26 protein-coding genes and 4 pseudogenes are annotated in these 24,186 nt (G+C 68.7%); 18 read left to right on the top strand and 12 right to left on the bottom strand.

The window, feature by feature from the left end:
• Positions 1–101 precede the first annotated feature (101 nt).
• The 4 genes from ACSMXV_RS00310 to ACSMXV_RS00295 all read left to right on the top strand — a co-directional run bounded on the left by ACSMXV_RS00310 (position 102) and on the right by ACSMXV_RS00295 (position 3,806).
• The gene (locus tag ACSMXV_RS00310; RefSeq protein WP_473175679.1) at positions 102–1,139 is read left to right on the top strand and encodes a phage baseplate protein; all 1,038 of its coding nucleotides are present in this window, start codon (positions 102–104) and stop codon (positions 1,137–1,139) included.
• A 239-nt stretch (positions 1,140–1,378) separates the two neighbouring features.
• Complete coding sequence (locus ACSMXV_RS00305) at positions 1,379–2,146, top strand: transposase (protein ID WP_473175678.1); 768 nt, start codon at positions 1,379–1,381, stop codon at positions 2,144–2,146.
• Between the two features lie 102 nt (positions 2,147–2,248).
• Positions 2,249–2,782, top strand: coding sequence for an SMI1/KNR4 family protein (locus tag ACSMXV_RS00300; protein ID WP_473175677.1), 534 nt, complete (start codon positions 2,249–2,251; stop codon positions 2,780–2,782).
• A gap of 403 nt (positions 2,783–3,185) precedes the next feature.
• Complete coding sequence (locus tag ACSMXV_RS00295; protein WP_473175676.1) at positions 3,186–3,806, top strand: hypothetical protein; 621 nt, start codon at positions 3,186–3,188, stop codon at positions 3,804–3,806.
• A gap of 450 nt (positions 3,807–4,256) precedes the next feature.
• On the opposite strand, the gene ACSMXV_RS00290 is transcribed toward ACSMXV_RS00295, so the two are convergent.
• Complete coding sequence (locus tag ACSMXV_RS00290; RefSeq protein ID WP_473175675.1) at positions 4,257–4,484, bottom strand: hypothetical protein; 228 nt, start codon at positions 4,482–4,484, stop codon at positions 4,257–4,259.
• 83 nt (positions 4,485–4,567) lie between these two features.
• Between ACSMXV_RS00290 and ACSMXV_RS00285 the strand changes: the two genes are divergently transcribed.
• Complete coding sequence (locus ACSMXV_RS00285) at positions 4,568–5,140, top strand: HAD family hydrolase (protein ID WP_473175674.1); 573 nt, start codon at positions 4,568–4,570, stop codon at positions 5,138–5,140.
• 146 nt (positions 5,141–5,286) lie between these two features.
• Positions 5,287–5,664 (top strand): VOC family protein, encoded by a 378-nt coding sequence (locus tag ACSMXV_RS00280; protein ID WP_473175673.1) that lies wholly within the window; start codon positions 5,287–5,289, stop codon positions 5,662–5,664.
• Between the two features lie 360 nt (positions 5,665–6,024).
• Here ACSMXV_RS00280 and ACSMXV_RS00275 read toward each other — a convergent pair whose 3' ends face one another.
• From ACSMXV_RS00275 to ACSMXV_RS00245, 7 genes are all read right to left on the bottom strand, one after another.
• Positions 6,025–6,438 carry a DUF6093 family protein gene (locus ACSMXV_RS00275; RefSeq protein ID WP_473175672.1) on the bottom strand — a complete coding sequence of 138 codons (414 nt, stop codon included), beginning with the start codon at positions 6,436–6,438 and terminating at the stop codon, positions 6,025–6,027.
• A 9-nt stretch (positions 6,439–6,447) separates the two neighbouring features.
• The gene (locus tag ACSMXV_RS00270; protein WP_473175671.1) at positions 6,448–6,612 is read right to left on the bottom strand and encodes a hypothetical protein; all 165 of its coding nucleotides are present in this window, start codon (positions 6,610–6,612) and stop codon (positions 6,448–6,450) included.
• Positions 6,613–6,623: 11 nt separating this feature from the next.
• Positions 6,624–6,881, bottom strand: a complete 258-nt coding sequence (locus ACSMXV_RS00265; protein WP_473175670.1) for a DUF6093 family protein — start codon at positions 6,879–6,881, stop codon at positions 6,624–6,626.
• A gap of 123 nt (positions 6,882–7,004) precedes the next feature.
• A complete protein-coding gene (locus ACSMXV_RS00260; protein ID WP_473175669.1) occupies positions 7,005–7,241 on the bottom strand; it encodes a hypothetical protein in 237 nt (78 codons plus the stop codon).
• Positions 7,231–7,446 (bottom strand): hypothetical protein, encoded by a 216-nt coding sequence (locus tag ACSMXV_RS00255; protein ID WP_473175668.1) that lies wholly within the window; start codon positions 7,444–7,446, stop codon positions 7,231–7,233. The genes ACSMXV_RS00260 and ACSMXV_RS00255 overlap by 11 nt, the downstream gene beginning before the upstream one ends.
• 84 nt (positions 7,447–7,530) lie before the next feature.
• Positions 7,531–7,743 carry a GNAT family N-acetyltransferase gene (locus ACSMXV_RS00250; RefSeq protein WP_473175667.1) on the bottom strand — a complete coding sequence of 71 codons (213 nt, stop codon included), beginning with the start codon at positions 7,741–7,743 and terminating at the stop codon, positions 7,531–7,533.
• A 3-nt stretch (positions 7,744–7,746) separates the two neighbouring features.
• Positions 7,747–8,103 carry a hypothetical protein gene (locus ACSMXV_RS00245; protein WP_473175666.1) on the bottom strand — a complete coding sequence of 119 codons (357 nt, stop codon included), beginning with the start codon at positions 8,101–8,103 and terminating at the stop codon, positions 7,747–7,749.
• 294 nt (positions 8,104–8,397) lie between these two features.
• Between ACSMXV_RS00245 and ACSMXV_RS00240 the strand changes: the two genes are divergently transcribed.
• From ACSMXV_RS00240 to ACSMXV_RS00200, 9 genes and pseudogenes are all read left to right on the top strand, one after another.
• Positions 8,398–8,610, top strand: a complete 213-nt coding sequence (locus ACSMXV_RS00240) for a hypothetical protein (RefSeq protein ID WP_473175665.1) — start codon at positions 8,398–8,400, stop codon at positions 8,608–8,610.
• A gap of 160 nt (positions 8,611–8,770) precedes the next feature.
• Positions 8,771–8,956, top strand: a complete 186-nt coding sequence (locus ACSMXV_RS00235; protein ID WP_473175664.1) for a hypothetical protein — start codon at positions 8,771–8,773, stop codon at positions 8,954–8,956.
• Positions 8,957–9,080: 124 nt separating this feature from the next.
• Entirely contained in the window at positions 9,081–9,617 is a 537-nt protein-coding gene (locus ACSMXV_RS00230) for an SUKH-4 family immunity protein (protein ID WP_473175663.1), read from the top strand.
• A 526-nt stretch (positions 9,618–10,143) separates the two neighbouring features.
• Positions 10,144–10,269 (top strand): annotated as a pseudogene (locus tag ACSMXV_RS00225) (IS5/IS1182 family transposase); the annotation flags it as partial.
• 348 nt (positions 10,270–10,617) lie between these two features.
• Positions 10,618–11,427 (top strand): ABC transporter ATP-binding protein, encoded by an 810-nt coding sequence (locus tag ACSMXV_RS00220; protein ID WP_473175662.1) that lies wholly within the window; start codon positions 10,618–10,620, stop codon positions 11,425–11,427.
• 93 nt (positions 11,428–11,520) lie between these two features.
• The gene (locus ACSMXV_RS00215; RefSeq protein ID WP_473175661.1) at positions 11,521–14,076 is read left to right on the top strand and encodes an ABC transporter permease; all 2,556 of its coding nucleotides are present in this window, start codon (positions 11,521–11,523) and stop codon (positions 14,074–14,076) included.
• A gap of 215 nt (positions 14,077–14,291) precedes the next feature.
• A pseudogene (locus ACSMXV_RS00210) lies at positions 14,292–15,032 on the top strand (lanthionine synthetase LanC family protein); the annotation flags it as partial.
• A gap of 24 nt (positions 15,033–15,056) precedes the next feature.
• Positions 15,057–17,138: a methyltransferase, FxLD system gene (gene fxlM / locus ACSMXV_RS00205; protein WP_473175660.1), complete on the top strand. Its 2,082-nt coding sequence runs from the start codon at positions 15,057–15,059 to the stop codon at positions 17,136–17,138.
• A gap of 90 nt (positions 17,139–17,228) precedes the next feature.
• The gene (locus ACSMXV_RS00200) at positions 17,229–18,350 is read left to right on the top strand and encodes a hypothetical protein (RefSeq protein WP_473175659.1); all 1,122 of its coding nucleotides are present in this window, start codon (positions 17,229–17,231) and stop codon (positions 18,348–18,350) included.
• 70 nt (positions 18,351–18,420) lie between these two features.
• Here ACSMXV_RS00200 and ACSMXV_RS00195 read toward each other — a convergent pair whose 3' ends face one another.
• Positions 18,421–18,834: an NUDIX domain-containing protein gene (locus ACSMXV_RS00195; RefSeq protein WP_473175658.1), complete on the bottom strand. Its 414-nt coding sequence runs from the start codon at positions 18,832–18,834 to the stop codon at positions 18,421–18,423.
• Positions 18,835–19,120: 286 nt separating this feature from the next.
• Here ACSMXV_RS00195 and ACSMXV_RS00190 point away from each other — a divergent pair, with 286 nt between their 5' ends.
• Positions 19,121–19,801 (top strand): class I SAM-dependent methyltransferase, encoded by a 681-nt coding sequence (locus ACSMXV_RS00190; RefSeq protein WP_473175657.1) that lies wholly within the window; start codon positions 19,121–19,123, stop codon positions 19,799–19,801.
• A 183-nt stretch (positions 19,802–19,984) separates the two neighbouring features.
• Here the strand turns inward: ACSMXV_RS00190 and ACSMXV_RS00185 are convergent.
• The 3 genes and pseudogenes from ACSMXV_RS00185 to ACSMXV_RS00175 form a co-directional block, all read right to left on the bottom strand.
• Positions 19,985–20,695 (bottom strand): annotated as a pseudogene (locus ACSMXV_RS00185) (IS256 family transposase); the annotation flags it as partial.
• 38 nt (positions 20,696–20,733) lie between these two features.
• Positions 20,734–22,239, bottom strand: a complete 1,506-nt coding sequence (locus ACSMXV_RS00180) for an ISL3 family transposase (protein ID WP_473179198.1) — start codon at positions 22,237–22,239, stop codon at positions 20,734–20,736.
• Positions 22,240–22,393: 154 nt separating this feature from the next.
• Positions 22,394–22,987 (bottom strand): annotated as a pseudogene (locus ACSMXV_RS00175) (transposase); the annotation flags it as partial.
• Between the two features lie 11 nt (positions 22,988–22,998).
• Between ACSMXV_RS00175 and ACSMXV_RS00170 the strand changes: the two are divergent.
• Both ACSMXV_RS00170 and ACSMXV_RS00165 read left to right on the top strand, forming a co-directional pair.
• Complete coding sequence (locus ACSMXV_RS00170; protein WP_473175656.1) at positions 22,999–23,145, top strand: hypothetical protein; 147 nt, start codon at positions 22,999–23,001, stop codon at positions 23,143–23,145.
• A gap of 3 nt (positions 23,146–23,148) precedes the next feature.
• Complete coding sequence (locus ACSMXV_RS00165) at positions 23,149–24,186, top strand: glycosyltransferase (protein WP_473175655.1); 1,038 nt, start codon at positions 23,149–23,151, stop codon at positions 24,184–24,186.

Raw genomic sequence — 24,186 nt, 5'->3', positions numbered from 1 at the left:
TGATGGTTGAATCACCGCCGCGCCACCCGCCGTTCACGCCGCGGGCACCACAGCGCATCACCAGGGGACGGCAACGTACAGCCGAGGGGCGGGGGTTCATCATGGTCGACGTGCGCGCAGGGCTGACGCGACGGCAGCTACTGGCCTGGGGAGGCGGGGCACTCGCCGCCGGGACCGCCACCGTCATCGCGGCGCGCGACGCCAGCGCGGCCGTGGGCGCGTCGCAGCGCTTCGACCTCACCGACGAATCGGACGAACTGTTCCGGGAGATCTGGCTGCAGGAGGACCGTGTGCTGCAGTCCTTCGCCTTCGACAACACCAACAAGCACCTGTACACGGCCCAGCTGATCCGTGCCGGCCGCCAACTGCCCGGCGAGACGCGCAGCTACACCGGCACCGAACGCTCCGCGCAGGGCGATCTCTGCATCACGCGCCTGGACTGGGGCGGCAACATCATCGGCCGCATGTATCTGCTCGGCTTCGGCCACGGCGTGTCCATCGCCGCGGAGCCCTCCGGGAACAGCGCCTATCTGTGGACGGAGGTAGAGGCCGGCACCCCCGACTCCAGCGGCAGCTCCTACGGCGCGAAGATCGCCCGCTTCAAGTTCGCCAACGGTGCCGTGCTGCGCAAGGACTCCGCCGCGCTGACCAAGTACACCCCGGTCTCCGGCTCCACCAACACCACCGTGGCCATCGACCCGGCCAACAGCCAGATCGCGCACCGCTACTACCTGAGCGGCACCTGGAAGTACAGCCTGTACGACCTCGCCCAGTTCAAGGCCGGCACCTTCACCCCGCTGGCCACCGTGACCCAGCCCACCGGGCTCGGCACGTTCCAGGGCTACACGTCCTTCGGGCAGTACCTGTACCTGCTCGACGGCAACCAGTACAGCGAGACCAACCCGGCGCCCGGCAACACGTACCACACCATCGTGGACTGGAACACCGGCGGCCAGGTCAACCGCCGCCTCACCGAAGCCGGCAAGTCCCTGCCCTACCGCGAGCCAGAGGGCATGGCCATCCAGATCCCCGACCTGGCCACGCCGACCGCCGCCCGCCTGGTCACCGGCTTCGCCTCCGGCGCCAGTTCCTCCGCTCCCAAGCAGGCCAGCTTCTACTACAAGGACAAGCTGATCTGAGCGCGGCTCAGCAGGCCCAGCGGACTAAGAAGCCGTTTTATCGATCGCGGTGAGCGTGGGTTCGAGTGCGGCGACTCGGTGGGGTGATCTTCTGGGGGGACGTGCATGAGGGCAGGGCCTCCTGTCCAGCTCGGGATTGCTGAAGTCCCTTCGAGCGTCAGAAGGCCCTGTGCTGCAGTCTTCCGCGCAACTGTCGGGTGAGTCCAACTCGGTTGCTGCCGTGTGATTGTCTCGCATCGGTGCCTGCTGCGACGCGGGGTTTCGACGGCGGGAAGAAGGTGAACGGGCGCAAGCGGCACATCGTGGTGGACACGCTCGGGCTGCTGTTGGACGTTTCGGTCACGGCGGCGTCGGTGACCGACAGGGACGCGGGCCGGGAACTGCTGGCCCGGCTGCGCGAGCGGCACTGGCGGATCACGCGGGTGTGGGCCGACGGTGGCTACACCGGGCAGTTGGTCGACTTCGCCCGCGGCCTCCTGCGGATCGCGCTGACGGTGGTCAAACGCAGCGACGATCTCGCGGGGTTCACGGTGCTGCCCAGGAGGTGGCTGGTGGAGCGCACGTTCGCGTGGCTGATGCGCTCACGGCGCCTGGCCCGCGATTACGAGGCACGCACCGACAGCGCCGAGGCGATGATCCTCTGGCCGATGAGCATGGTCATGAGCCGCCGCCTGGCCCGTCCGCACTGCGGCGTCCCGGTCCTGCAGGCTCGCTGCGGTCACCGCGACGGCCAGGACCAGGCCGAGGCAGTCCACCACCAGGTGCCGCTTGCGCCCGCCCACCCTTTTGCCGCCGTCCCAGCCGGGCGTGAAGCGCCGGGATGTTCGCCGCTGCCCGCACGGACTGCGAGTCCACGACGGCGGCCGTCGGGTCCACCTCACGGCCCTCCTTCTGGCGCACTTTGTCGCGCAGCCGGTCGTGGAGCTCGGCGAGCAAGCCTGTCACCTGCCAGCGGCGGGCGAACGCGTGCACCCGCCGGTACGGCGGGAAGTCACAAGGCAGTTTGACTCACTTGACGCCGTTGTCGACGACGTAGCGGACCGTGACGTGAGCGACGAGGGGGTGGTTGAAAGACATCGGAACGAAAACCGGTGCTAAAAGATTGTTGTATGTGGGTTCAGCGAGTGATCGAACTGACCGGGTGGGAACCGCTCGGGATCTCCGTCGACTGGGCGGCGATCGAGGGAGAGCTGGGGGTCCCACTGCCGGCGGACTACAAGGAGCTCTACGAGGCGTTCGGCGGCGGCGTCTTCAGTGATTCCGTCTACCTTCTGGGGCGCGACGAGGGCCTCGCGTTCGACTTCCTGACACAGTGGCGGGTCGCCCTGTCGGTCGACCAGGACAGCAAGCTCGGAGTCCTCTCCGCCGTCGAGCCCCATGCGATCTACGCGCCGGGCGGCAAGGGGCTGGTCCCCTGGGGCTCTACCGAGTGGGCCGACGAGTACTGCTGGCTGATCGATGCCGAACGGCCGGGCGAGTACCCCGTCCTCGCGCGCGCCGAGGACGGCGCGTGGCACCGGTACGACATGTCCACCTCGGAGTTCCTCTACCGCGTCCTTGCCGATGCCGATTTCCAGCCGTACGGAATCGCGCGATACGCGCTCAACCCGACCTTCAAGCCCGGCTCCGGCGATAAGGAGTGACGGTGTGTCGTATCTGGAGCCGAGCTGGGAGGTGCCCCTCATGGCTGAGGAGTCGATCGACTTGACTCGCCTGGAGGGCGGGACTGCGCGACATATCTTTGATGTCCGTGTCGTAGCGGGTTGGAGCAGGGCTGCTGCTCGCGAGCCTTGGTCGGTTACTGCTTCCTGGCGAAGCTGCCGGTGTCGATCTCGGTGCGGCCTCGCTGTTCATGTCCCGGAAGACGGTGGAACCCCATCTGCCGTGTGCCCCGCCGGAAGTTGCACGCACGTTCGCGGACGGACCTGACGCGGCTGCTGACGGCGGCGGATCTGGTGGACTGAGGATCGCTGGTGAGCTGATGCTCTGGTGGATTGAGTACGGGTACTCATGTGGGCGGTGGCCAGAAGCCTGCACGGTACGGACATGCGATCGAAGCTCCTCCCGAAGTCCTTGCTGGCGGCCGCGCTCGGCGGCGTCGTCGTCCTGGCCGGCTTCGGCGCGCAGAACGCCACCGCCGATCAATCCTCTACGGTCAGCGTCGTCGCGGCGACCGACGACGATGGGGAGATGCGGTTCCTCGAGTTGGCGAACCTCATCTCGCAGAGCTGCGCTCCGGACGTCTCCAGCGGCACCGATGATGTCGCATCGGCTTCCACGGCCGACACCACGGCAGCGGAGCCGACCCCCGACTCCACCATGCCCATCCTGGTCGATGAGGTGCCGCTGACCGCGGAAGAGGAGTGCGCCGCCGAGAGGCACGCACTGCGCATCAGCAGGACGTTCTCGGGCACGGACACGGCCACGTACGAGGAGATGCAGGAGAAGCTCACGGGCCTTGACTACCCGGCGGCGCGGATCTACCGCATGCCGGACTTCTCAGGCGAGCCCGTGGCAAGGCTCGACCTGCGCGTGGGGGCCGACCACTTGGCTCTGGAGGTCACCGGTACCTACCTGGGCGTGATGGTCGAGGCGTTCGGCGCTCCGGAGGGCGTGAGCGTGACCGAGGTGCGGCTGGAGCCGCAGCTGGACGCGCCCACATCCTGAGGGCCCTGGAATCCGCCACCCCGCCGGGGCCGTGCCACCGGGTCACTCCGAGAACGTCGACTCCGGCGGGGTGGTACCACTGCCGGCGTCTCCTCTTCCCTGCTTGGTGAGCGCGTCGAGGTCCGGGGGCGGGCGTAGTGCGCGCGGAGGATCTTCAGGTCCGCGTCGGCAGCCATGGCCAGCGCCGAGGCGATTCTGCTGGCGGCCCAGCAGCCAAGGCGGGGACCCGGGTTCGGCGCCGCAGTTCTGGCCCTTCCACCGGGCGGTGGCGTCGAGGTGCTCGATGACCGCGTTGAGGAATGGGTTCGACTGCGTCCAGCAGGGCATTGAGGACGGTGCCGAACTCGGCTGGAGTCTCGGCCGCGTTCAGAGGGCGGTTCGCGAGTTCGTGTGCATTTCGCCGTTGGTCTGGGGCGAGTTTCCCTGATCAGGGGACTCCCGGTGGGCTATCTATGGCCGGGGCTGGGTGAACAAGCCTGGTGCGGTTTCGGTAAGGATGCCGCGGGCGACGAGACGCTTGAGTTTGGATCGCATGCCCTCGATGTTCTTCGGCTGGAAGCCGAGGTCCAGTGCCTCGCACAGGTCGGCGGGCACGCCACCACCGGCGGCTGAACCGGCCCGCATCGCCCCGGCCGGCTCACTCAGCGGCCGGTCGCTGCCCGCCCTTGGGGGCGTCACCTGCTGCTGACCGTGCCGTCCCGATCAGGTGAAGCCTCGGCCGAGCCCGAACCGCCCGGCGGCTGGGCGGCATCTTCGCAGGCATGACCGCCAACCACTCCCACCTGCATCAGCTGGGCCTGAATCCTGAGAAGGTCTGGAGACTCACCTTCGGGCGGCGCCCCGAGGACACGGTCAAGGACGCGGCTCCGCATCTGGACCCAGCCATCGAACGACGGGTGCTCGACGAGTTGTTGGCCCAGGAGAAGGACGGTTTCCCGCCGATTGACGGAGCTGCTGATCTGCTGGAGGCGCTATCCGACAGCCCGTGGGCCATCGTGACCTCCGGGGACCGGACCTCTGTCGGGGAACACTTTGCGGCGGCTGGCCTTCCCCTCCCCGCCGTCCAGGTCTACGGCAGCGACGTGGAACACGCGAAACCCGCGCCGGACTGCTTCGCGCTGGCGGCCTCCCGGCTCGGCTTCGCCCCCTCGGCATGTCTGGTCGTGGAGGACGCCCCCGCGGGCATAAGCGCGGCTGTGGCGGCCGGCTGCACCGTGATCGGCTGGGCGACAACCCACCGGGAAGAATCACTCAGGCAGGCGCACATGTGTGCCGCCTCCTTGGCGGAGGTTCGAAACCTGCTGACCACACAAGGGCTTCTGGCAAGGCCCTGAGACCAGGGCAGTCCATGGCAGTTGAGCAACGGACCGTCCGCCACGTCACCCATGCTTGCGCTTGATCTCCCTTCTTCGAACTAAGTCTTGAGGTGCACCGATCTAATGCATCGCGGGCGTCCGGCGCCGCGGTTTACGATGATCGAATGCTGACGTTCACCGATGTCATCCTCGACTGCCCCGACCCCTGGAAGCTGGCCGAGTTCTATGCCGAGCTGCTGGGCTGGGAGATCAACACCGAGATCAGCCAGAAGGACTGGGTCAACCTGCGCAACGACGGCGTCGAGCTGTCGTTTCAGCGGGTGGAGAACTACCAGCGGCCCGGCTGGCCGGGCCAGGAGCATCCGCAGCAGTTCCACCTCGACTTCGAAGTGGACGAGTTCGAGCCCGAGCAGCGCCGGGTGATCAAGCTGGGCGCCACCCTCCAAAAGAGCTTCGTCGGCGAGTCCGGCTACGGCTGGCAGGTCTACACCGACCCGGCCGGGCATCCGTTCTGCCTGTGCCGCAACCCTCCCCAGTCCTGACCGCACACGACGAGAAACCGCCCCGACTCCGAATGGAGCCGGGGCGGCTGCTTATCCCTGCAGGAACTCGGTGTTGAGCATGACCATCGCCGGAGGTGACAACCGTCCAGGTCACGAAGGCTCCGGCGATGCGGCCACCGCAGTGGTGCGAGCAACGATCTCCCGGAGGTGGGAATTCCCAGGTCGACAGACTCCTGCAGCCGGGAGACCTGCGCGTCGAGTTGAGCGAGCTTCTCCTCGGCGTGGGTCAGCATGACTGTTTCTGGGTGAGGTTTGGGCAGAGGTGCTGGTCGCGGAGCTTCGTCAGCTACTGCGCTTCGCAGACGTCCCGGGCCCACCACGAACCGCTCTCTGAAAAGTTCAGATGGCGGCGGGCGCGGTGGTGATGCGCTCGGTCAGCCGGGTGGAGCGGCAGATCTCCACCGTGGATGCCTCCGTGCTGTCGTCGGCCAGCCACGTGCGGCCGGCCAGGCCGCCCGTCTCGGTGACGACCTCCACCAGGTCGCCGTTCAGCGCGATCGGCGCCGTCACAGGGGTGACGAGCCGGTACCAGGCCGCGCCCTCCGACAGCCAGTCGACGCCGAGGAACTGCTGCAGCACGATCTGCCCGTGCGTGGACAGCACCGCCCCCGGCCCCTCATACACGACGCTCGTCGGGGTCTGGCCCGGCTCTCCCGTCATCGGGTCCAGCACAGGCTGCCCTGCGGTGCGGGAGATCCGCACCGTGTCGGTCAACTGTGCCTCAAGGTCGGCCTTGGCCTGTGTGACATCCACCGGCTCGTCTCACGTTCCTGTCGACTGGGTCAGCTCGTCCAGCCACGTCGTGCGCACCACCGCGAGGGAGTTTGCGTCGGAGATGTCCAGAACCCGCCACGTCCGGTTCAGCAGCCCAGGAGCCTGGGTGGCGACGGTGACCCGCACCTTGTCCTCCCGCGACGCTAGCGGCACGTCCAGCGGCGTCAGCAGCCGGTACCGGTTGCGGGTGTCGTCGGCGTACGCCTGCCCTTCCAGGGACAGACCAGGCCGGGCCCGCCTTGGGAGAAGTTCGCCCCCGAGCCCTGGTAGACGATCGTGTCCGGGCCGGGCACGTACTCACCGGAGTCCGGGTCCAAGACCAGCGGGCCGGGGCGGAAGATCTCGACGGTGTCCACGAGGATGCGGGTCTCGACGATCGGAGCGACGGCGGCCAGCGAAAGGCCCTCAGAGGGTGTGGTCATGAGTTCGAGCGTATGACCAGCTGCGGACAACTCCCCTGGTAGCAAAAGGGCCTCGCCTCCCGGACGGGGGGACCGGGAGGCGAGGCCAGCAGGGGGCAGGTCAGGCTTCGAAGTAGGCGGTGATCAACGTGCCAGGGCGCTGACGTGGTACACCACGCGGGCGCGGCCTTCGGTGTACTCCCGCAGCGGCACCTGTCCCGTTCGGGTCGGCCGCTCCTGCCCGATCCACGGGTCCAGGGAGATCGCCACCAGGGCGCGGTCCAGGCGCACCACCTCCGCAGGCGACAGCTTCGCCAGGTACGGCTCGCACTCGGGGGTGAACGCCAGGGCCGCGCGGCGAGGGCCATGGTTAGGCGACACGGGCGTCCCCGCCGTCCCCGCTCACGTCGATGCCGTGCCGGGCGTACAGCTCGACACGCAGCTTCTCCCAGGTGTTCGACAGGTCGACGCCGTGCTCGATCATGCCGCGCAGCGAGTCGGCCAGCATCTGCTCCCCGGCCTGCTCGGCCTCGTCGGCCTGCTGGAGGATCGCGGGCTTCTCGTGCTCATCAAAGATCAGCCGCATGGCCATCCCCTTCCGCGCGTCATCGTCCGGTCTCACGCTACTCCCATCCCCTCTTGCGGGCCTCGTACTTGCCCGACCCACTGGTCACCTCCCCACCGCCACCGTCCGGGTGACCACGAATCCGAACGACGTGCAGCCCTCGCGGCGGCACAACACGTCCGATGGGCCACCCATCTCCGTCTGCAACACCTGATAGGCCGCTCCGTGGCTCTGCCCCCAGTGCATGGCCGCCCGCCACAGCAGTCGTCCCAAGCCGTGGCCGCGCTCCTCTGGGAGTGCGCCGAAGTACTGCGGCATCAGCTAGGCGATGCCGACAGGGTCGCGGCGGACCTCCATCGGGCCGATCGCTCCCACCAGCTGGCCACTCACAGCGGCGACAAGCACTGGCCCGGTCTGGCCAGCCTGCATGGCCTCCCATAGGAACGCGAAGCCATCCGCGCGCATCCGCTCGGCGAACACGCCGAAGGTTTCCCCTGCCTGCGGCGGCCACTGCGAGAACGGGGCAACAGGACCCTCGGGGGCGAGGAAGGCGCGGGTAGAGAAGTCCTGCAGTTGGATCCGCACGCCGTCGTGCCGTTGCGCCTCAGGGCCGAAGGGCCGCACCATCCGGGCCGCGTGGTCGACGATGTCGGCGGGAAGCTCGCGCCCTTCACACAAACCTTCCAGGCTGCGGCTGCAGCCGGGTCCAGCAGGCGTCGCAGTACCTCAGACGGCGCGGCTGGGTTGGCTGCGACGCCGCGCAGCCACGGCTCCACCAAGGGGGAGGGCATCGGAACATCGTGTCAGCGATCACGGGGCCGCGTCGACACCTCGCAGCCGCTGTTGCCGAGCCCGGAATCTCAATGTCAATCGGCGAAGATCATTCCTTCTGCCAGAGCCCTGAAAACGGCCAGGGCTGCTTGGGTTCCCCACACCGTTGCCAGTACAACGGGAAGCGGTAGGGTCTGCGCCATGTCGGACGCCCTTGACGTGTCTGTGCTGCTGAGAGGCGGGGTAACCGGCCGATCCCACGCCTGGGATTTCGTAGCGTGTTACGCCGACCAGTGGGCGGAGCGGCCCTTGCGGCCCGAGGACGGCTGCACCGCGGCCGAACTCGATGCCGCGGAGGGCGAGCTGGGATTCGAGCTTCCCTCGATCGGATTGAGCAGGACGATCCGCCGGTGATGGTGGAGGCGCACGAGGGCTGGATCCCCTTCCTCGACCGCATGTCCCTGGCCTGGGTGGAGTCGGTGCTCAGCGAGTCCCTCTTCGCCACCGGCAGGCTCTACGACGCTGCGAACTGCCGGACCACCTCGTCTCTGACCTCCATGCGCGCTACGCGCGAGTGGACCTGCCCGACCACCCGATGTGGGCAAGCGAGCAGGACTCGCCGCTGCGTTGGCACGCAGCGCCTGGCCGGCTGCTGCGCCGCGACGGCCTGCTCGACCAGTGCTGGATCCACGCACGAGGACACACGGCGGATGACCTGGAGGCCATCCGCACGGATCTACCCGGCCCGTGGGTCGCCTGACCACTGACGCCGCCGGACTCTTCACGATGAGCAGATCTGGGGATTGAGGGAGCAGCGCCTGGCCAGTTTCAGGGCTCTGGCCGCAGTTCCGTGAACGATCTTGAAGGCGAGGGGCATTGCCGGAATGCTGACGCGGGTGGAGAGCAACGGTGCAGATAGGTGGGCGTCGATCCAGGAGGCCCTTGGACGGGTGTTGTCACAGCCCGTGTCGTGCCTGGTAACCGCCGGGTCCCGCGTCGCCGTCGAGGCTGCCGAGCGATGGGATCTCCCGGAGGGCGACCGGGCTGCCCTGCGTGAGTGGGGTTTGCCACGGATGCCGCTCTTCACGCCCCGCCCTCAGGCCGGCACGCTCCCTGCTCTCCTGCCCAATCGGGCTGGCAAGCACGAACGCCGCCTGGTCAGGGCTGGCCAACGGCTCTACGAACTGGGCTATTGGGGGCCCGATGCGAGCAGCCTTGTGGTCGGTGTGGTTCCCGGAGAAGGGCGCGTGCTGTGTCTTCTCCCGGCCCCGATCACCGTCGACGATCTGCCGGAGGTTCGCAGGCCGTACAACCAGGGACGTCACAATCCTGCGGTCTCCATCTTCAGCTCCTCGGTCGTGCAGTACGTCGAGAATGGCCTGGCGGTGGCATGCGGCCCTACAGTTCTTCCAGCAGATTGAGGGAGCCTGAGAACGCGGTCGGAGACAGAGTACCTGTGGCACTACGACCGTCTCTACTCGTGCGTGGAGCTTGTGGTTGATGCGGCGCGACATATCGATCCTGAGGCTGAGGCCGAGGGCCAGCCCTCGGTATGGATCCAGCTGATCCGCGAGAACTCCGTGTGATGCGGTGGACTGTACTTCCCTGACGGTTATGGCCGGGTGAGGATGCGGGTGCCGAGGAGTTCGAACGAGGCCCGGCCGTACATGGCCCGCTTGAGTGCTTGATGTGGTTGACCCGGCCCTCCACCGGACCGGTTCGAGACCGGCACCGTCGCGGCCATGCGGTGCTGGCGCCGCGGCCGAGGCCCGTCTGCTACGGCCGCACCCAGCAGTAGTGCCAATCTGCGCCTTCGTGTGGTGGCGCGCCCCACATGCGCGGGACGTACCGGGCGCCGTCGAGTGTCTGCACCCCTGGCGGCCGGCCGTGGTCGCCGACCGTCACGGTGATCTCGCCGCCGTCCCGCGGCCCGCCCTCGATGCCCATGCCAACGCCCTGCTCAAGGTCACCTTCAAGGCCCTGCGCCGCATCAGCCTCGACCCCAGCGGGATCACCAGAATCGCCGGCGCCGCCCTCGTCCTGCTCCAACTGGAACACGGTCGCACCACCTGAACGAAGATCACGAACCGTCACGAGACATTACGGAGAAGAGCTCAGTGAGCGGAGTGCCGAGCCGCTTGTTGTCTCACTCATTGATGTCTGAAGGTGTGTCAGCGCAAGTGACCGGTGATGTGCTCAAGCCGTGCCCCCAGGCGCGCGTCGGGCACCGTGCCCCGGAATGACGGAAGGTCGCCGCCCCTCGCGGCGCGGCGGCACGGGACGCACCCCGAGGGCGCCCCCGAGGCCGTCCGGGGGGCGCCGTCATACCAAAGGAGGACGGGTTGCTACCGCCGTCAGACCCAAGAGGGCCCCGGGAACGGGCACCAGGACGGACGATCCGGGGGCCTGGCGGATAGCAGGATGGTGGGGTCCCTCAGGATCAGCCACCAGGAGAGCCGTCACGTGACCACCACCACCGCCCACCGTGCCACCGCAGTGGCCGCCCGCGCCATGGAGCTGTCCAAGGTCTATGGACACGGTGAGACCCAGGTGGTCGCGCTCGACCGGGTCACCGTGGACTTCCGGCAGGGCGAGTTCACCGCGATCATGGGCCCGTCGGGCTCCGGCAAGTCCACGCTGATGCACTGCGTCGCCGGGCTCGACAGCTTCAGCAGCGGCTCCGTGCGGATCGGCGAGACCGAGCTCGGCTCCCTCAAGGACAAGCAGCTGACCCAGCTGCGCCGGGACAAGATCGGTTTCATCTTCCAGGCGTTCAACCTGCTGCCGACGCTGACGGGGCTGGAGAACATCACGCTGCCGATGGACATCGCCGGCCGTAAGCCCGACAAGCAGTGGGTGGAGCGGGTCATCGACATGGTCGGGCTTTCCGGGCGGCTCCACCACCGCCCCGCCCAGCTCTCCGGCGGCCAGCAGCAGCGCGTCGCGGTCGCCCGCGCGCTCGCCTCCCAGCCCGAGATCATCTTCGGCGACGAGCCGACCGGAAACCTCGACTCCCGTTCCGGCGCCGAGGTGCTGGGCTTCCTGCGCAACTCCGTAGGGGAGCTGGGCCAGACCGTCGTGATGGTGACGCACGACCCGGTGGCGGCCTCGTACGCGGACCGCGTCGTCTTCCTCGCGGACGGGCGGATCGTGGACGAGATGCTCGCCCCGACCGCGGACGGTGTGCTGGACCGCATGAAGGCGTTCGACGCCAAGGGCCGCACGAGCTGAGCCCTCAGGCTCCCCTTTCCGGGGCCCAGCCCCCGCTCCCGTCACTTCGTCCGGTCCCCGTGGGACCGGACGCCCCATCACCTGGACGCCCACATGTTCCGTACCGCCGTGCGCACTGTGCTCGCGCACAAGGCCAGGCTGCTGATGACCGTGCTCGCCGTGATGCTCGGCGTGGCCTTCGTCTCCGGCACCCTGGTCTTCACCGACACCCTCTCGAACGCCTTCCGAAGCCAGTCCGCCAAGAGCTACGACAACGTGGCGGTGGCCGTCACCTCGTTCGGCGACCCGAACGACCCCGAGTCCGACCCCGGCGTCTCCCAGAAGACCGTCGACAAGATCCGGGCACTGGACGGCGTGGCCGCCGCGTACGGCCGCGTCGAGGGCTTCGCCGGGGTCGCCGACACCGACGGGAAGCTCATCGACGGCACGTTCGGCAGCCCCAAGGGCTCCAACTTCGCTCCCGGCAAGGACGGCAAGGACCCCGCCTACGCCTTCACCGACGGCTCGGGCCCGCTGAAGGCCGGTCAGATCGCGCTGGACGAGGGCACCGCCGCCAAGGGCAGCTACGAGGTCGGCGACCGTGTCCGGGTCGCGACCAACGGGCCGGTCAAGGAGTTCACCCTCAGCGGTGTCTTCATCACCGACGACGGCGAGGTGAAAGCCGGCGGCAGCCTCGTGCTCTTCGACACGGCCGTTGCCCAGAAGCAGTACCTCAAGGCGGGCTGGTACCGGGACGTCACCGTCACCGCCGCCCCTGGCGCCGACGACGCGAAGCTCCTCGACGCGATCGAACCCCTGCTGCCGAAGTCCGCCGAGGCCAAGACCGGCCAGGCGATCGCCGAAGAGCAGGCGAAGGAGATCGAGTCGGGATTGGGCGCCCTCAAGCAGGTGCTGCTGGGCTTCGCCGGCATCGCGCTCTTCGTCGGCGTCTTCCTGATCTCCAACACCTTCTCGATGCTGGTCGCCCAGCGCACCAAGGAACTCGCGCTGATGCGCGCCGTCGGCGCCTCGCGCAAGCAGATCACCCGCTCGGTGCTCATCGAGGCCGCGGTCGTCGGCGCGATCGCCTCGGCGATCGGCTTCGTCATCGGCGTCGGTCTGGCGCTCGGGCTGCGCTCGGGTATGGCCACGTTCGGCATGAACGTCCCGCCCGGACCGCTGGTCGTGACCGCCACCCCGGTGATCGCCGCGCTCGCCGTCGGCGTCCTGATCACGATGCTCGCCGCCTGGCTGCCAGGCCGCAGGGCCGCGAAGATCCCGCCGGTGGCGGCGATGAGCAGCGTCCACGCGGTTGCCACCACCAAGTCCCTGGTGGTACGCAACTCCATCGGCGCGTTCATCACCACGCTCGGCGCGGCCGCCATCGTGTGGGGCGCCGGAATGGGCGGCGATGACGGCAGGATCCGTATCGCGGCAGGCGCGTTCTTCGCACTGATCGGCATCATCATCCTGATCCCGCTGCTGTCGCGGCCCGTCATCGCGCTCATCCGCCCGCTGCTCACCGGCCCGTTCGGGGTCTCCGGCAAGCTGGCCGGGCAGAACGCGGTCCGCAACCCGCGCCGCACCGGCGCCACGGCATCCGCGCTCGCCATCGGTCTGACGCTCGTGACCGGTCTGTCGGTGCTCGGTGTCACGGTCGGCCTGGCCCTCGACAAGATGACCACCGACAACATCAAGGCCGACTACATGGTCGTGATGGCGAACGGCGGTGACCTCGACCAGTCCGCGCTGACCGCCCTGGAGAAGGCGGACGGCGTGTCCGCGGTCTCGCCGCAGCAGTCCGTGTACTTCGAGCTCGGAAAGGGCGGGAAGGCCGAGAGGGACGGCTTCGTGTCGGCATCGGCGGTCACTCCGGGCGCCATCGAGCAGGTCCTGAACATCGACGTCGTGCAGGGCGGCCTCGGATCGCTCGCCGAAGGACGGATCGCGGTCGCCGAGAAGACGGCCGAGAAGAGGGGCTGGAAGGTCGGCACGGACATCTCCGTCACCTTCGGCGACAAGAAGCAGGGCACCCTGACGGTCGGCGCGGTCTACAAGGACAGCGAGTTCCTGTCCCCCGTCGTCGTCAGCACCAAGGTCGTCAACCCGCACGAGGCCAAGCCGTTCATCCCGCAGATCTTCGTCAAGATGGACGGCGGTCAGACCGCGGCGAACGAGAAGGCCCTGATCAGCGCCCTCGGTGAGAACCCGGCCATCACGACGATGGACCACCAGGACATCCGCGACCAGTTCGGCGGCATGATCAACCTGATGCTGAACATCCTGTACGGCCTGCTCGCGATGGCCCTCCTCATCGCCGTCCTCGGCGTGGTCAACACCCTCGCGATGTCGGTCTTCGAGCGACAGCAGGAGATCGGCATGCTCCGCGCGATCGGTCTCGACCGGCGCCGGGTGAAGCGGATGGTCCGGCTGGAGGCCGTGGTCATCTCCCTCTTCGGCGCACTGATCGGCATCGGCCTCGGCGTGTTTCTCGGCTGGGCGATCGGCGAGACCATCAGGGCGTCGATCCCCGGCTACGAGCTGGTCCTGCCCTGGGACCGGATCGGGATCTTCCTGGTGCTCGCGGGACTCGTCGGCGTGCTGGCCTCGTTGTGGCCGGCCCGCAGCGCCGCGAAGCTGAACATACTGAACGCGATCAAGACCGAGTAGGGGCTGTCGTACGACGAGAGGGCCGGGCCTTCCCCAGGGGGAAGGCCCGGCCCTCTCTTCGTGTCACGGTCGCTCGCTCCCGAGCTGCCACAATGGCGTACGCACGCAGGCGTCTGGTCCGTGGACTCCAGCCGCGCCGTCGCCGCTGGCCTGCGCTACCCGCCGATCACCGACACGATCCGGGACACGTGGGCGTGGCTGGCCGCAGACGGGCGATCACACGCGACGGGGAGGCCCTGCCGGGCTGGTGGACCGACACAGGGCCCTCCGGCCGACCGGACGACCGATTCCCCGGCGGACACGCCAACACCGGCGTCGCGCACGGCATCGGCGGCGTGCTCGCGCTGCTCTCCCTCGCCGCCCGGCGTGGCACGCTCGTCGACGGCCACCACGAGGCGCTGCGCACGATCCTGGCGTGGCTGGACCGCTGGCAGCAGGAGACCGGACGTGGCCCGGCCTGGCCGTACTGGGTCACGCTGAGCGAGCTGCGCACTGGCCAGATCACCCCGTTCGCCCCGCGGCGGCCGTCCTGGTGCTACGGCACCGCCGGTCTCGCGCGCGCCCAGCAACTCGCGGCGCTCGCCCTCGGCGACACCGGCCGCCAACTCGACGCGGAGAACGCGCTCGTGGCCGCCCTCACCGACCCCGCGCGGCTCAAAGCGACCACTGACAGCGCCCGGTGCCACGGCTTCGCCGGGCTCGCCCACGTCGCCGCCCGCGCAGCCGAAGATGCCCACCCGGCGACCGCCAGGCAGCTTCAGGCCGTGATACTCGCGCTCCTGGCCGCCGTCCACCCGCCGGGCACCGACCCGATATCGGCCACCACGGCGCTCCTGGAGGACGAGGAGCGGGGCCCCGGCCTGCTCGGTGCCGCCGGCATCGCCCTGGCAGTGCTCGCGCCCAGCACCGCAACACCGTCCCGTTCCGCCTGGGACGCCTGCCTGCTCATCGCCTGACTTCGACCGACCGGAGGATGCCGGATGCCCCCCGACCACTGGCACCAGCACAACATCGTCTTCGCCGACCGCGAGACCGCACAGCACGTCATTGCCAACCGTCTCGGTCCCGCCCTGCTCGGTGCGGAGGCAGAAGGGCAGCTCGCCGGCTTCTGGTTCATGAACAAGCAGCCCTGGCCCCTGCGACACCACGGCCCGGCCTGTCCCGCCGTTGAGACCCTGCTCAGCGAACTCGTAGAAGAGGGCAAGGTCGTTCAGTGGCTGCCGGGCATCTACGAGCCCGAGACGACCGCCTTCGGCGGCACAGCGGCCATGGACGTCGCGCACGACCTCTTCCACTACGACAGTCGGCACCTGCCCGCCTACCAGCCCGGACCCGGGCACCTCGGACGCCGGGAAACCGCCGTGCTCCTGGTGAGCGCGATGATGCGCGCCGCCGGCCTGGACTGGTACGAGCAAGGCGACGTCTGGGCGAAGTACGCCGCCCTCCGGCCAGCCGCCGAACCGCCGGCCCCCGAGACGACCGCAGCCCTGGCCCCGGCGGTGTTGAAGCTCATGACCGCCGACGCGCATAGCCTGTGCCGCCCCGGCGGCCCGCTCGACGGGCACGCCGAGTGGGTGTCCGCGTTCGAGCGCGCTGGCGCAACCTTTGCCCACCTCGCCGTCCGCAGCGGGCTCACGCGCGGTCTGCGCGCCGTCATCGCACACCACCTGATCTTCCACGCCAACCGTGCCGGCCTCTCCCGGGAGGACCAGCACGCCATCGCCCACATCGCACGAGAGGTAGTCATGGGATCGAGTGACAACACCGCGTCAGCGGCCGGAACGACCCTCGCGGCCGATAGCGTCAGCGCGGTGACCACCGACACGATCGCCGCCCACGAGGCCGACGCCGAACGGCTCCGCAACGCCCTGGTCGACCAGATCCAGGCGGCAGGACACGCCCGTACCCCCGGCGTCGAGACCGCGCTGCGTACAGTGCCCCGCCACCTGTTCGTGCCCGAGGCATCGCTTGAGGACGCCTACGCAAACGCGCCGGTGAACATCAAGTACGACACCGACGGCACGTCGATCTCCTGCGCCTCCCAGCCGGACGTCGTCGCCCTCATGCTCGACCAGCTCGAAGCCCAACCCGGCGAACGCATCCTCGAACTCGGCGCGGGCACCGGCTACAACGCCGCCCTTCTTGCCCACCTCGTCGGCGAGAAGGGCCACGTCACCACCATCGACGTCGACGACGACCTGGTCGACGGCGCCCGCACGCACCTGGCCTCGGCCGGATTCACCAACGTCGAGGCGCTGACCCGCGACGGCGCCCTCGGCCACGCCGAGGGCGCCCCGTACGACCACATCATCGCCACCGTAGGCGCGCACGGCATTCCCCACGCCTGGCTCCTTCAGCTCGCCCCCGGCGGCCGACTCCTGACCCCCCAGCGCCTCAAGGGCAGCGTCTCCCGCTCCATCGCCTACGAGCAGCGCGACGGCAGGTGGATGTCCCTCGGCAGCGCGATGAACACCTTCATGCCGCTACGGCAAGGCATCGCCGACGACGACCGCCGCGTCATCCCGCTCAGCACGGACAGCACCGTACGGCTCCAGGCGCCCAACGGGCAGCAGATCGACGCCGACGCCCTGGCCGGAGTGCTGGAACAGCCGCGGACCGAGGAGTGGACCGGCGTGATGTTCCGCGCCATGGAATCCCCGGAGTGGATGGAGCTGTTCGTCACCTGCTCGGTGCCCAGCGGCCTGATCCGGATGCTGTTCCCACAGTCCGCCAAGGGCAGTGTGCTCACCGAGGACCCCTACCCCTCGTCGACCGCCGCCGTCGACAAGGGCGCCATCACCTATCTCGCCCGCCGACTCTCGCAGCAGCAGAAGACCCCCGAGGGCGGCAAGTTGTGGGAGTTCGGCGTCATCGGCCACGGCCCCGGCAGTGACGCACTGGCCAGCCGCGTCGCCGAAGCCCTGCGCACCTGGGACCGCGAGTACCGCGACCGGGAGGCCACATTCGAAATCCAGCCCCTCCACGGACCCGCCATCGAGGAGCGGCCCGGCCGCTTCGTTCTCGACACCCCGCTGAACCGCATCATCGTCGACTGGCAGTAGCACGCCGACTCCCACGGACGGTGCCCGTCGGCGTGCGCCGGCGGGCACCGCTGGCTCATCACCTCGTCACTTTCGCCCCCTGGGGGACTCATGGACCCGCACGGCCCCATAGCCCAGCGATTCCCGCTCGTCGCCCGATTCCGCCCCGCCTGCCTGCCCCTGCCCGAGCGTGTCGCCAGCCTCGTAGACCTGGCCGCCACCGCCGCGAGCAAGGCGGACCAGGGCCTCGCCTCCGCTGTCTACAACCAGGCTGCGCTCGTCGCCTCTGACGTCGGCGTTCCCGAGCTCGCCCGCGAGATGTGCCACCAGCACGCCGACGCCTACCTCCACGCGTGCCCCCTGCCCGGCATGACCGCGATCCGCGCTCTGGAACCGGTGGTCAACCTCGCCCGCCTGCAGATCCGCGCCGGCCGCGCCGACGACGGCCGCGAGCGCCTCCTCGCCCTGTACGAAACCGTCAGCACCAGCACCACCGCCCGCTTCGAGAGCATCCTCGTGCCGGCCAACCTCACTGCCAGCGCGGAGGACCTGCAGGAGGTCCGCGCCTGGCTGTGGCGCGTCCTCCTCGCCGACGGCACCCGCACCCTCACGACCGAAGGACGCTGGAAGGAGGCGCTGGCCCACATTGAGAAGCACCGCGGCGTCGGCAAACGGATGCTCGACGGCCGCCAAGTCGCCGTCCTCGCCGCCCTCACCGCAGGGGACACCGACCAGGCTGCGGAACTCCTCCTACACACGGCTCCCGGTGATCCCTGGGAGCAGGCCGTCACCGCGTGCCTCACCGTGCTGTGCCACCGCGAGACTGACCAACCAGTCGATCACGACCTCGAGGGCTTGTTGAACACCTACCTCTCACGCCAGGCGGAACCAGGCCTAACGGTCTTCGACATCCGCCTCGGCCTCACCGTCCTCGACGCCGTCGCCTCCACAGGCCACCCCTCAGCACAGCGTCTTGCCGACGACTTGGTCGGCCGCACATTGGAAGCGCGCGACGGGTACGCGGCCCGCGAGGTCCTCTCGCACCCGCTATGCCTCGCACTCGTCACCGACCAGCAGGCGCAGCAGGGCCGCGACCTGGTGGACGCGTGCGCTCTCAAAACGCAGGCCATCCCGGCAGGACTGCGGGACGACATCGCAGCCGCGCTGTGCACGAGCGATCGAGTCATCCGCGCAAGCCTCCCCGGTCCGGCCCTGCCAGCCACACCGAGGTAAGGGGCCGACTGTGGGACCTTGCACGACGGTCGACGTCAACACGCTCCTGACCGGGACTCGATGGCGGGGCTCAGCGCGGCCCGACCGAGTGCCCGGCCGCCAGCCGCCCCACGTGCGCACGGATGCGGTCGAGGTCCTCGGGGAACGCGCTCTCCCACTCGTCGTCGAGATCGACCCATGCCGGCGGCTGGCCGCTCTCCCCGACGAGTGGCACATCACGGTCGATGATCGCGGCGTACGACAGCCCCAGGGTCGGCGACCAGTCGGCACGGTAGGAACGGACGGAGACAGCCGCCGGCACCGGCAGAAGCTCACCCCGCAGACCGGTCTCCTCTGCGAGTTCACGGGCCGCGGCGCACCGCGGCGTCTCACCTGGCTCAACCTTGCCTCCAGGCGGTACCCATCCGCGCCAGCGATGCTTCACGAGCAGGACGTGGCTGAAGGCGGGATCAGTCACCCAGACCTCGGCTGCGAGCGGCTCCATTCGCTCTTGTCAGGCGCGTTCCAGCCAGGCCCGAGCGTCATCGAATTCCAGTACAGCAAGACGGGCATCGGCTACTGCCGCGTCCAAGGTCACCTGTCCAGGCTCACCGTGAATCACTCGTCACACCCTATGCATTGAAAGGACTGGACCCCATGATGACCACCGGCTCGGACCCCACCGAATGGCTCGTACTGGGCAATCCCCGCCTACTCCACGGCACATACGCCGCCGCCCGACACGACGTCATCCCCTTGTTTCGCTCGCCTTCCACGCCGCCGGAGGCGCCGTGACGACGACAGCGGCTTCGCGGCAGGCACATGATGCCCGGCTCAACGCCGCCACCTGGGATCTCATCGGGCGGCCCAACCGTGACCGCCCCAAAGCCATGGACTGGATGTTCCGGACCGCGCCGGGCCCCGGCCACGAACTCCTCGGCCCGCTCGAGGACGCGACCATCGCCGAATTCGGATGCGGCCACGGCGCGCAACTCGCCGGCCTCGCCGATCACAGCATCGCCCGCGGTATCGGCATCGACGTCTCACCCGTCCGTATCCACCACGCCAACAGCAGCTTTGCCGACATCGACGCGCTGGAATGGTGGCTCGGCGACGCCGTGGCCATCACCCCGCACCTGCCGACCCTCGATGCCGCGTTCTCCAACTACGGCGCTGTCTGGTTCAGCGACCCCCATCTCCTCCTGCCGCGAATCGCCGAGCGGCTGAAGCCCGGCGGCAGGCTGGTGTTCTCCTGCCTCATCCGCTCACCCGGCATGCCCGAAGGGCGGCGCCGCATGCTCGTGCGTACCGGCCCCGCCCAGTCCATGTGGACCGTCCGGTGGATGTACAACCTCCAAGGCTGGCTACGCATCCTCGCCAAGAGCGGGTTCACCACTGACTATGTGTTCCGGCCAAACGACCCCGTCAACGCCTTTTGGGGAGGCGTCGTCGTGCAAGCACGCAAGATCTGAAGGCTCCCGCACCCAAGCAGCCTTCACCTCGTGTCGGTCATGCATCGCCCGACTCGTTCGTCGGTGACCAAGCCTCTGCCCGGCGGATGTAGTGGCCGGGAATGTCATGAAGAACCTGACAGACCCGCTCAGAGCATCAGAAGCGGGTCTGTCCAATCAACGGCTGATCTTGGTTGTTGAGGGTCAGTGGCTGGTGGGGGTGAGGCGGCCTTCGAAGGCGATCTGGAAGGCGTTCAGTGGTGCTTTCCAGTGCATCGTCTAGCGGCGGCGGCCCTTGCCGGTCGGGTTCAGGCTCATCAGCGTCATGTAGACGTACTTCAACGCGGTGGCTTCCGAGGGGAAGTGGCCGCGGGCCCTGAGGGCCTTGCGGATGCGGGCGTTGACGCTCTCGATCGCGTTCGTTGAGCAGATCACCTTGCGGATCTCGACGTCGAAGGAGAGGAGGGGGACCATCTGGGCCCAGGCGTCGGACCACAGCTTGATCACGGCCGGTTACTTGGTGCCCCACTTCTCGGAGAACTCCAGGAACCGCTCGGTCGCGGCGGCGTCGCTCGGCGCGGTGTAGACGGGCTTCAGATCGCGCGCGATCTTGTCCCAGTCCTGGCGGGCGCAGTATCGGATGCTGTTGCGGATCAAGTGAACGATGCAGGTCTGGACCACAGTTCGGGGCCAGACGGTCTCGACCGCGTCGGGCAGGCCCTTCAGGCCGTCGCAGACGAGCATGAGGACGTCCTCGACGCCGCGGTTCTTCAGCTCGGTGAAGACCTGGAGCCAGTGCTTAGCACCCTCGCTGCCGTCACCGGCCCAGATGCCGAGGATGTCGCGGGTGCCGTCGACGGTTAGCGCCATGGCGATATAGATCGGTCTGTTGGCGACCTTGCCGTCGCGGATCTTGGTTCTGTCGACGATCTTGTGATCCGGACGGTCTGAACTCATCGCGCGAGCAGGACGCGTTTGCGAAGGAGATCGAGACTGGCTCGGCCGAACATCTGGCGTTTCAGCATTTTCAGCCGGTTGATGTTGCCCTCGACAGCGCCAGAACTGTGTGACAGCGACAGGCCATTGCGGACGGCGTCGAGATCACGGCGGAGGTTGCGGGCGAAGGACGCCAGCGGGGCCAGGGTGTCCTGCTCGGCGTCGGCGATCCAGTTCTCGAGGCGCTCGCCTTGGCGCGCGGTCATCATCGCGGCGAACTTCCGGACGTGGCCGGTGAGACGGTCCAGCTCGGGATCGCGTTCCCGCAGGCGGTGCAGCTTGTCCGCGTCCTCGTCCCGTAGGTGTTCGGGGTGAGTCATGATCCAGGAAGTGACCTCGCGGACCGACGGAGGCTTCGGTCCCGGGACCGGTGCGTGTCCACGCCCGGTTCGGTAGCGTCGCAGGTGACGTTGGACGGCCAACTCGCCTCCGGTGTAACCCAATTCTTGGATCTCGCGGCAAAGCTGGGCGGCGTTTCTGACGCCTTCGTTCCAGCGCCGGTGGAGATAGCCGACGTACGGATCGACGATGTGCGCCCGCTGGAGGCTCTTGGCGACGACATCGTCGGCAGAGCGGGCGTTGACCAGCTTGCGGACTGTGGCCTGGTGCAGCCCGAGTTTCCGGCCGATCGCCGCCTTCGACATCCCCTGTTCCCACAGTTCGTGGACGGCGGCATGCTGCTCACGCAGCCGAGTCACGATCTTCAGCTCCCGTGATGGCTGGACCTCCTGCGGCTCCGCCTCCGGCTCGTCGGGCGTGTCGGCTGATCCAGGAGGCGGTTCGGCCAGGCGGGCGCGATGGGCGTTCACCGTCTTCTCGACCGCCTGGCCGAGGTTGGCCCACAGGTGATAGCGGTCAGCGACCTGCTCGGCCTGTGGCGCCCCGAGCCGTGCGCCCTCCCCGTAACTACCCGAGCGGTCCCGGCAGATGACCTTCACCTCGGGGTGATCGCGCAGCCAGGCGGCCAGGTCCTCGCCCTCGCGGCCGTCGAAGAGGTGAAGCGGACGGTGGGTGGCCATGTCGATCAGGATCGTGCCGTAATGGCGGCCCTTGCGGAAGGCGAAGTCGTCCACGCCCAGCGCTTCCACGTGGCCGACATCGGGCTCGGGCAAGGCTCTGACCAGCCGCAGCAGCGTATCCCTGCCCACGGAGATGCCGACCGCGGCCGCCAAGCGGGCTCCTGCCCGGCCGGCCAGGGCCAGGGCGATCTGCGTCAACACCACACGCAGCATTGGGGTATGGCGGCTGTGCGGGGTGGTCAGTCCTGCGATCTGCTCGGCGAACGTCACCGCGGAGCAGGCGGGATTCTCACAGCGGAAGCGGCGTATGCATAACTCGATCACGACGCCGAGCCCGCCCACGGCGACATCACGCAGCTGGCGCACATACTGGCCGTGCACTCGTGTCGAGCCTTGGCCGCACCGGCAGGCCGCGGTCGTCGCTCGCGCCCGCGTCCTCAGCACCACCTTGTCCGGCCGCCGCTGGACCTCCTCGATCAGCAACGCGGACAGGTGCGGAAACAGCTCCAAGAGCACATCACGAGAGCACGCGATGCATGATCGCGAACAGCTGACACGACCCGCTCAAGCGTCCGGATCACAAGATCGTCGACAGAACCCGGATCTTCACGTTGATGGCGTCCACGAAGACCACGGGATAGACGCGGTCGAGCGGGCGGGACTGCCATTCCGCCATGCCCTCCATCACCTTGTCGGTGATCGTGGTGATGGTCTGCTTGGACACCTCCGCCCCGTACACCTCGGCCAGATGAGCCGATATCTCCCCGTGCGTGAGGCCCTTCGCGGACAGCGAGAGCACCATCTCGTCCACGCCGGTCAGACGCCGCTGCCGCTTGCGGACGATCTGCGGCTCGAAGGTGCCGGCGGTGTCGCGGGGCACCTTTACCTCGACCGGGCCGACATCGGTCAGCACGGTCTTCGACCGGGTGCCGTTACGGCTGTTGCCGCTGTTCCTGCCCGTCGCGTCGTGCTTGTCATAGCCGACGTGATCGGTGATCTCGCCCTCCAGCGCGGACTCCAGCACCCGCTTGGTCAGCTGCTGCAGCAGCCCGCCCTCCCCGGTCAACTGCAGCCCGTCGGAACGGGCACGGTCGACCAGCATCCCGATCAACTGCTCGTCCGACACCGCCTCCGCGGCCGACTCGACGACCGGCTCCTCCACGGCCTCGTGCTCGGTGATGGTCTCGCTCATCAGGCGTCTCCTTGATCATCGGATCCGCCGTCTATTGGACACTCCCCCTCAACGGCAAGCAGCCAGTGATCACGCGGCGCCTCGAGGTGGTCTCGGCCGACCAGCCCCCCGAGGATGTGGCACAGGCCGTCACAGACCTCGTGCTGAATGGGCGGTGACGCGTGCCCACCGTCCTGTTCGCCTGGCGTCGTACGCCGCCACCGTTCCTCATCGGCGGCGCGGAAGTAACGCAGCAGCTCCTGGCCGAGGAGTTCCGCGCTGCCGGCTGGTCCGTCGTCTACCTCGGCACCCACCAGCCGCCCTGGGATGCCGCCGCGTCCGAGCTGCCGATGATGCGGCGCCACCTGGCCTCGCTCGGTGTTCCCTGCGAGCAGCAGGACGACGAGCTGCACTACCAGTGGAAGGGCCTCACGTGCCGCGCCGTGCCTCAGCCGGCGTTGGAAGCGGCTGTGTGCCACGCGCTGCACCGCCTGTCCCCGGACCTGGTGATCACCGCACAGGAGGGAGCCGCGGACCTGTGCGCGATGGGCCGCCGCACCTCGCGAGTCGTCGGCATCCTGCACTCGGTCTCCGGGAACGGGCTCGGCGTCCTCCATGGGGCGCCGCACCACGCGCTGGCCGTCTCCCAGTTCGTCGCCACGCGCGCCCGGCCCCGTCCGGACACCTGCCTCACTGTGCTGCACCCGCCCTTCGTCAGGCCCGTGCTGAAAGACGAACCCCCAACCGGCGACCTCCTCATGATCAACCCAGTTCCGGCGAAAGGCTCGGCGCTGCTGCACCGCCTGATTGGGCGATTACCGGACCGGCACTTCACCCTGGTCGAGGGCTGGTGGGACACCGCCGAGGAGTTCGCGGGCTACGACAACGTCTCCTACGTGCCACGCACGTACGACATGACGCCGCTCTATGCCCGCCACCGGCTGCTGCTCGTCCCCTCCGCCGTCGAGGACGCCTTCCCCCGAGTGATCATCGAGGCTGGGCTGGGCGGCCTGCCCACCCTCGGGGCCCGCCGCGGAGGCATCCCGGAGGCCTTGGGAGGCTCAGGCATGGCCCTGCCTTACGACGACACCGAGGCATGGGCACACGCCATCCAGGCTGCCGATCACGCGGAACTGGGAGCCGGAGCCCGCATGCGGGCGGAGCAGCTGACCCGGCCGTGCCTGCCGGAGCTGGCCGCGGCCGGAGTTCTCGACGGGTAG

It is taken from the genome of Streptomyces sp. DSM 42067, assembly GCF_055792885.1.
The sequence above is the reverse complement of the archived record's forward strand: the minus strand, read 5'-3'. Positions and strand labels throughout refer to the sequence as shown.

Bases quoted from the DNA above. Each gene is read 5' to 3' on its own strand.
- ACSMXV_RS00310 (WP_473175679.1), top strand. From the start codon at position 102: ATGGTCGACGTGCGCGCAGGGCTGACGCGACGGCAGCTACTGGCCTGG.
- ACSMXV_RS00300 (WP_473175677.1), top strand. From the start codon at position 2,249: ATGTGGGTTCAGCGAGTGATCGAACTGACCGGGTGGGAACCGCTCGGG.
- ACSMXV_RS00295 (WP_473175676.1), top strand. From the start codon at position 3,186: ATGCGATCGAAGCTCCTCCCGAAGTCCTTGCTGGCGGCCGCGCTCGGC.
- ACSMXV_RS00285 (WP_473175674.1), top strand. From the start codon at position 4,568: ATGACCGCCAACCACTCCCACCTGCATCAGCTGGGCCTGAATCCTGAG.
- ACSMXV_RS00280 (WP_473175673.1), top strand. From the start codon at position 5,287: ATGCTGACGTTCACCGATGTCATCCTCGACTGCCCCGACCCCTGGAAG.
- ACSMXV_RS00265 (WP_473175670.1), bottom strand. From the start codon at position 6,881: ATGACCACACCCTCTGAGGGCCTTTCGCTGGCCGCCGTCGCTCCGATC.
- ACSMXV_RS00255 (WP_473175668.1), bottom strand. From the start codon at position 7,446: ATGCGGCTGATCTTTGATGAGCACGAGAAGCCCGCGATCCTCCAGCAG.
- ACSMXV_RS00250 (WP_473175667.1), bottom strand. From the start codon at position 7,743: ATGCCGCAGTACTTCGGCGCACTCCCAGAGGAGCGCGGCCACGGCTTG.
- ACSMXV_RS00240 (WP_473175665.1), top strand. From the start codon at position 8,398: ATGTCGGACGCCCTTGACGTGTCTGTGCTGCTGAGAGGCGGGGTAACC.
- ACSMXV_RS00230 (WP_473175663.1), top strand. From the start codon at position 9,081: ATGCTGACGCGGGTGGAGAGCAACGGTGCAGATAGGTGGGCGTCGATC.
- ACSMXV_RS00220 (WP_473175662.1), top strand. From the start codon at position 10,618: ATGGTGGGGTCCCTCAGGATCAGCCACCAGGAGAGCCGTCACGTGACC.
- ACSMXV_RS00215 (WP_473175661.1), top strand. From the start codon at position 11,521: ATGTTCCGTACCGCCGTGCGCACTGTGCTCGCGCACAAGGCCAGGCTG.
- fxlM (WP_473175660.1), top strand. From the start codon at position 15,057: ATGCCCCCCGACCACTGGCACCAGCACAACATCGTCTTCGCCGACCGC.
- ACSMXV_RS00200 (WP_473175659.1), top strand. From the start codon at position 17,229: ATGGACCCGCACGGCCCCATAGCCCAGCGATTCCCGCTCGTCGCCCGA.
- ACSMXV_RS00195 (WP_473175658.1), bottom strand. From the start codon at position 18,834: ATGGAGCCGCTCGCAGCCGAGGTCTGGGTGACTGATCCCGCCTTCAGC.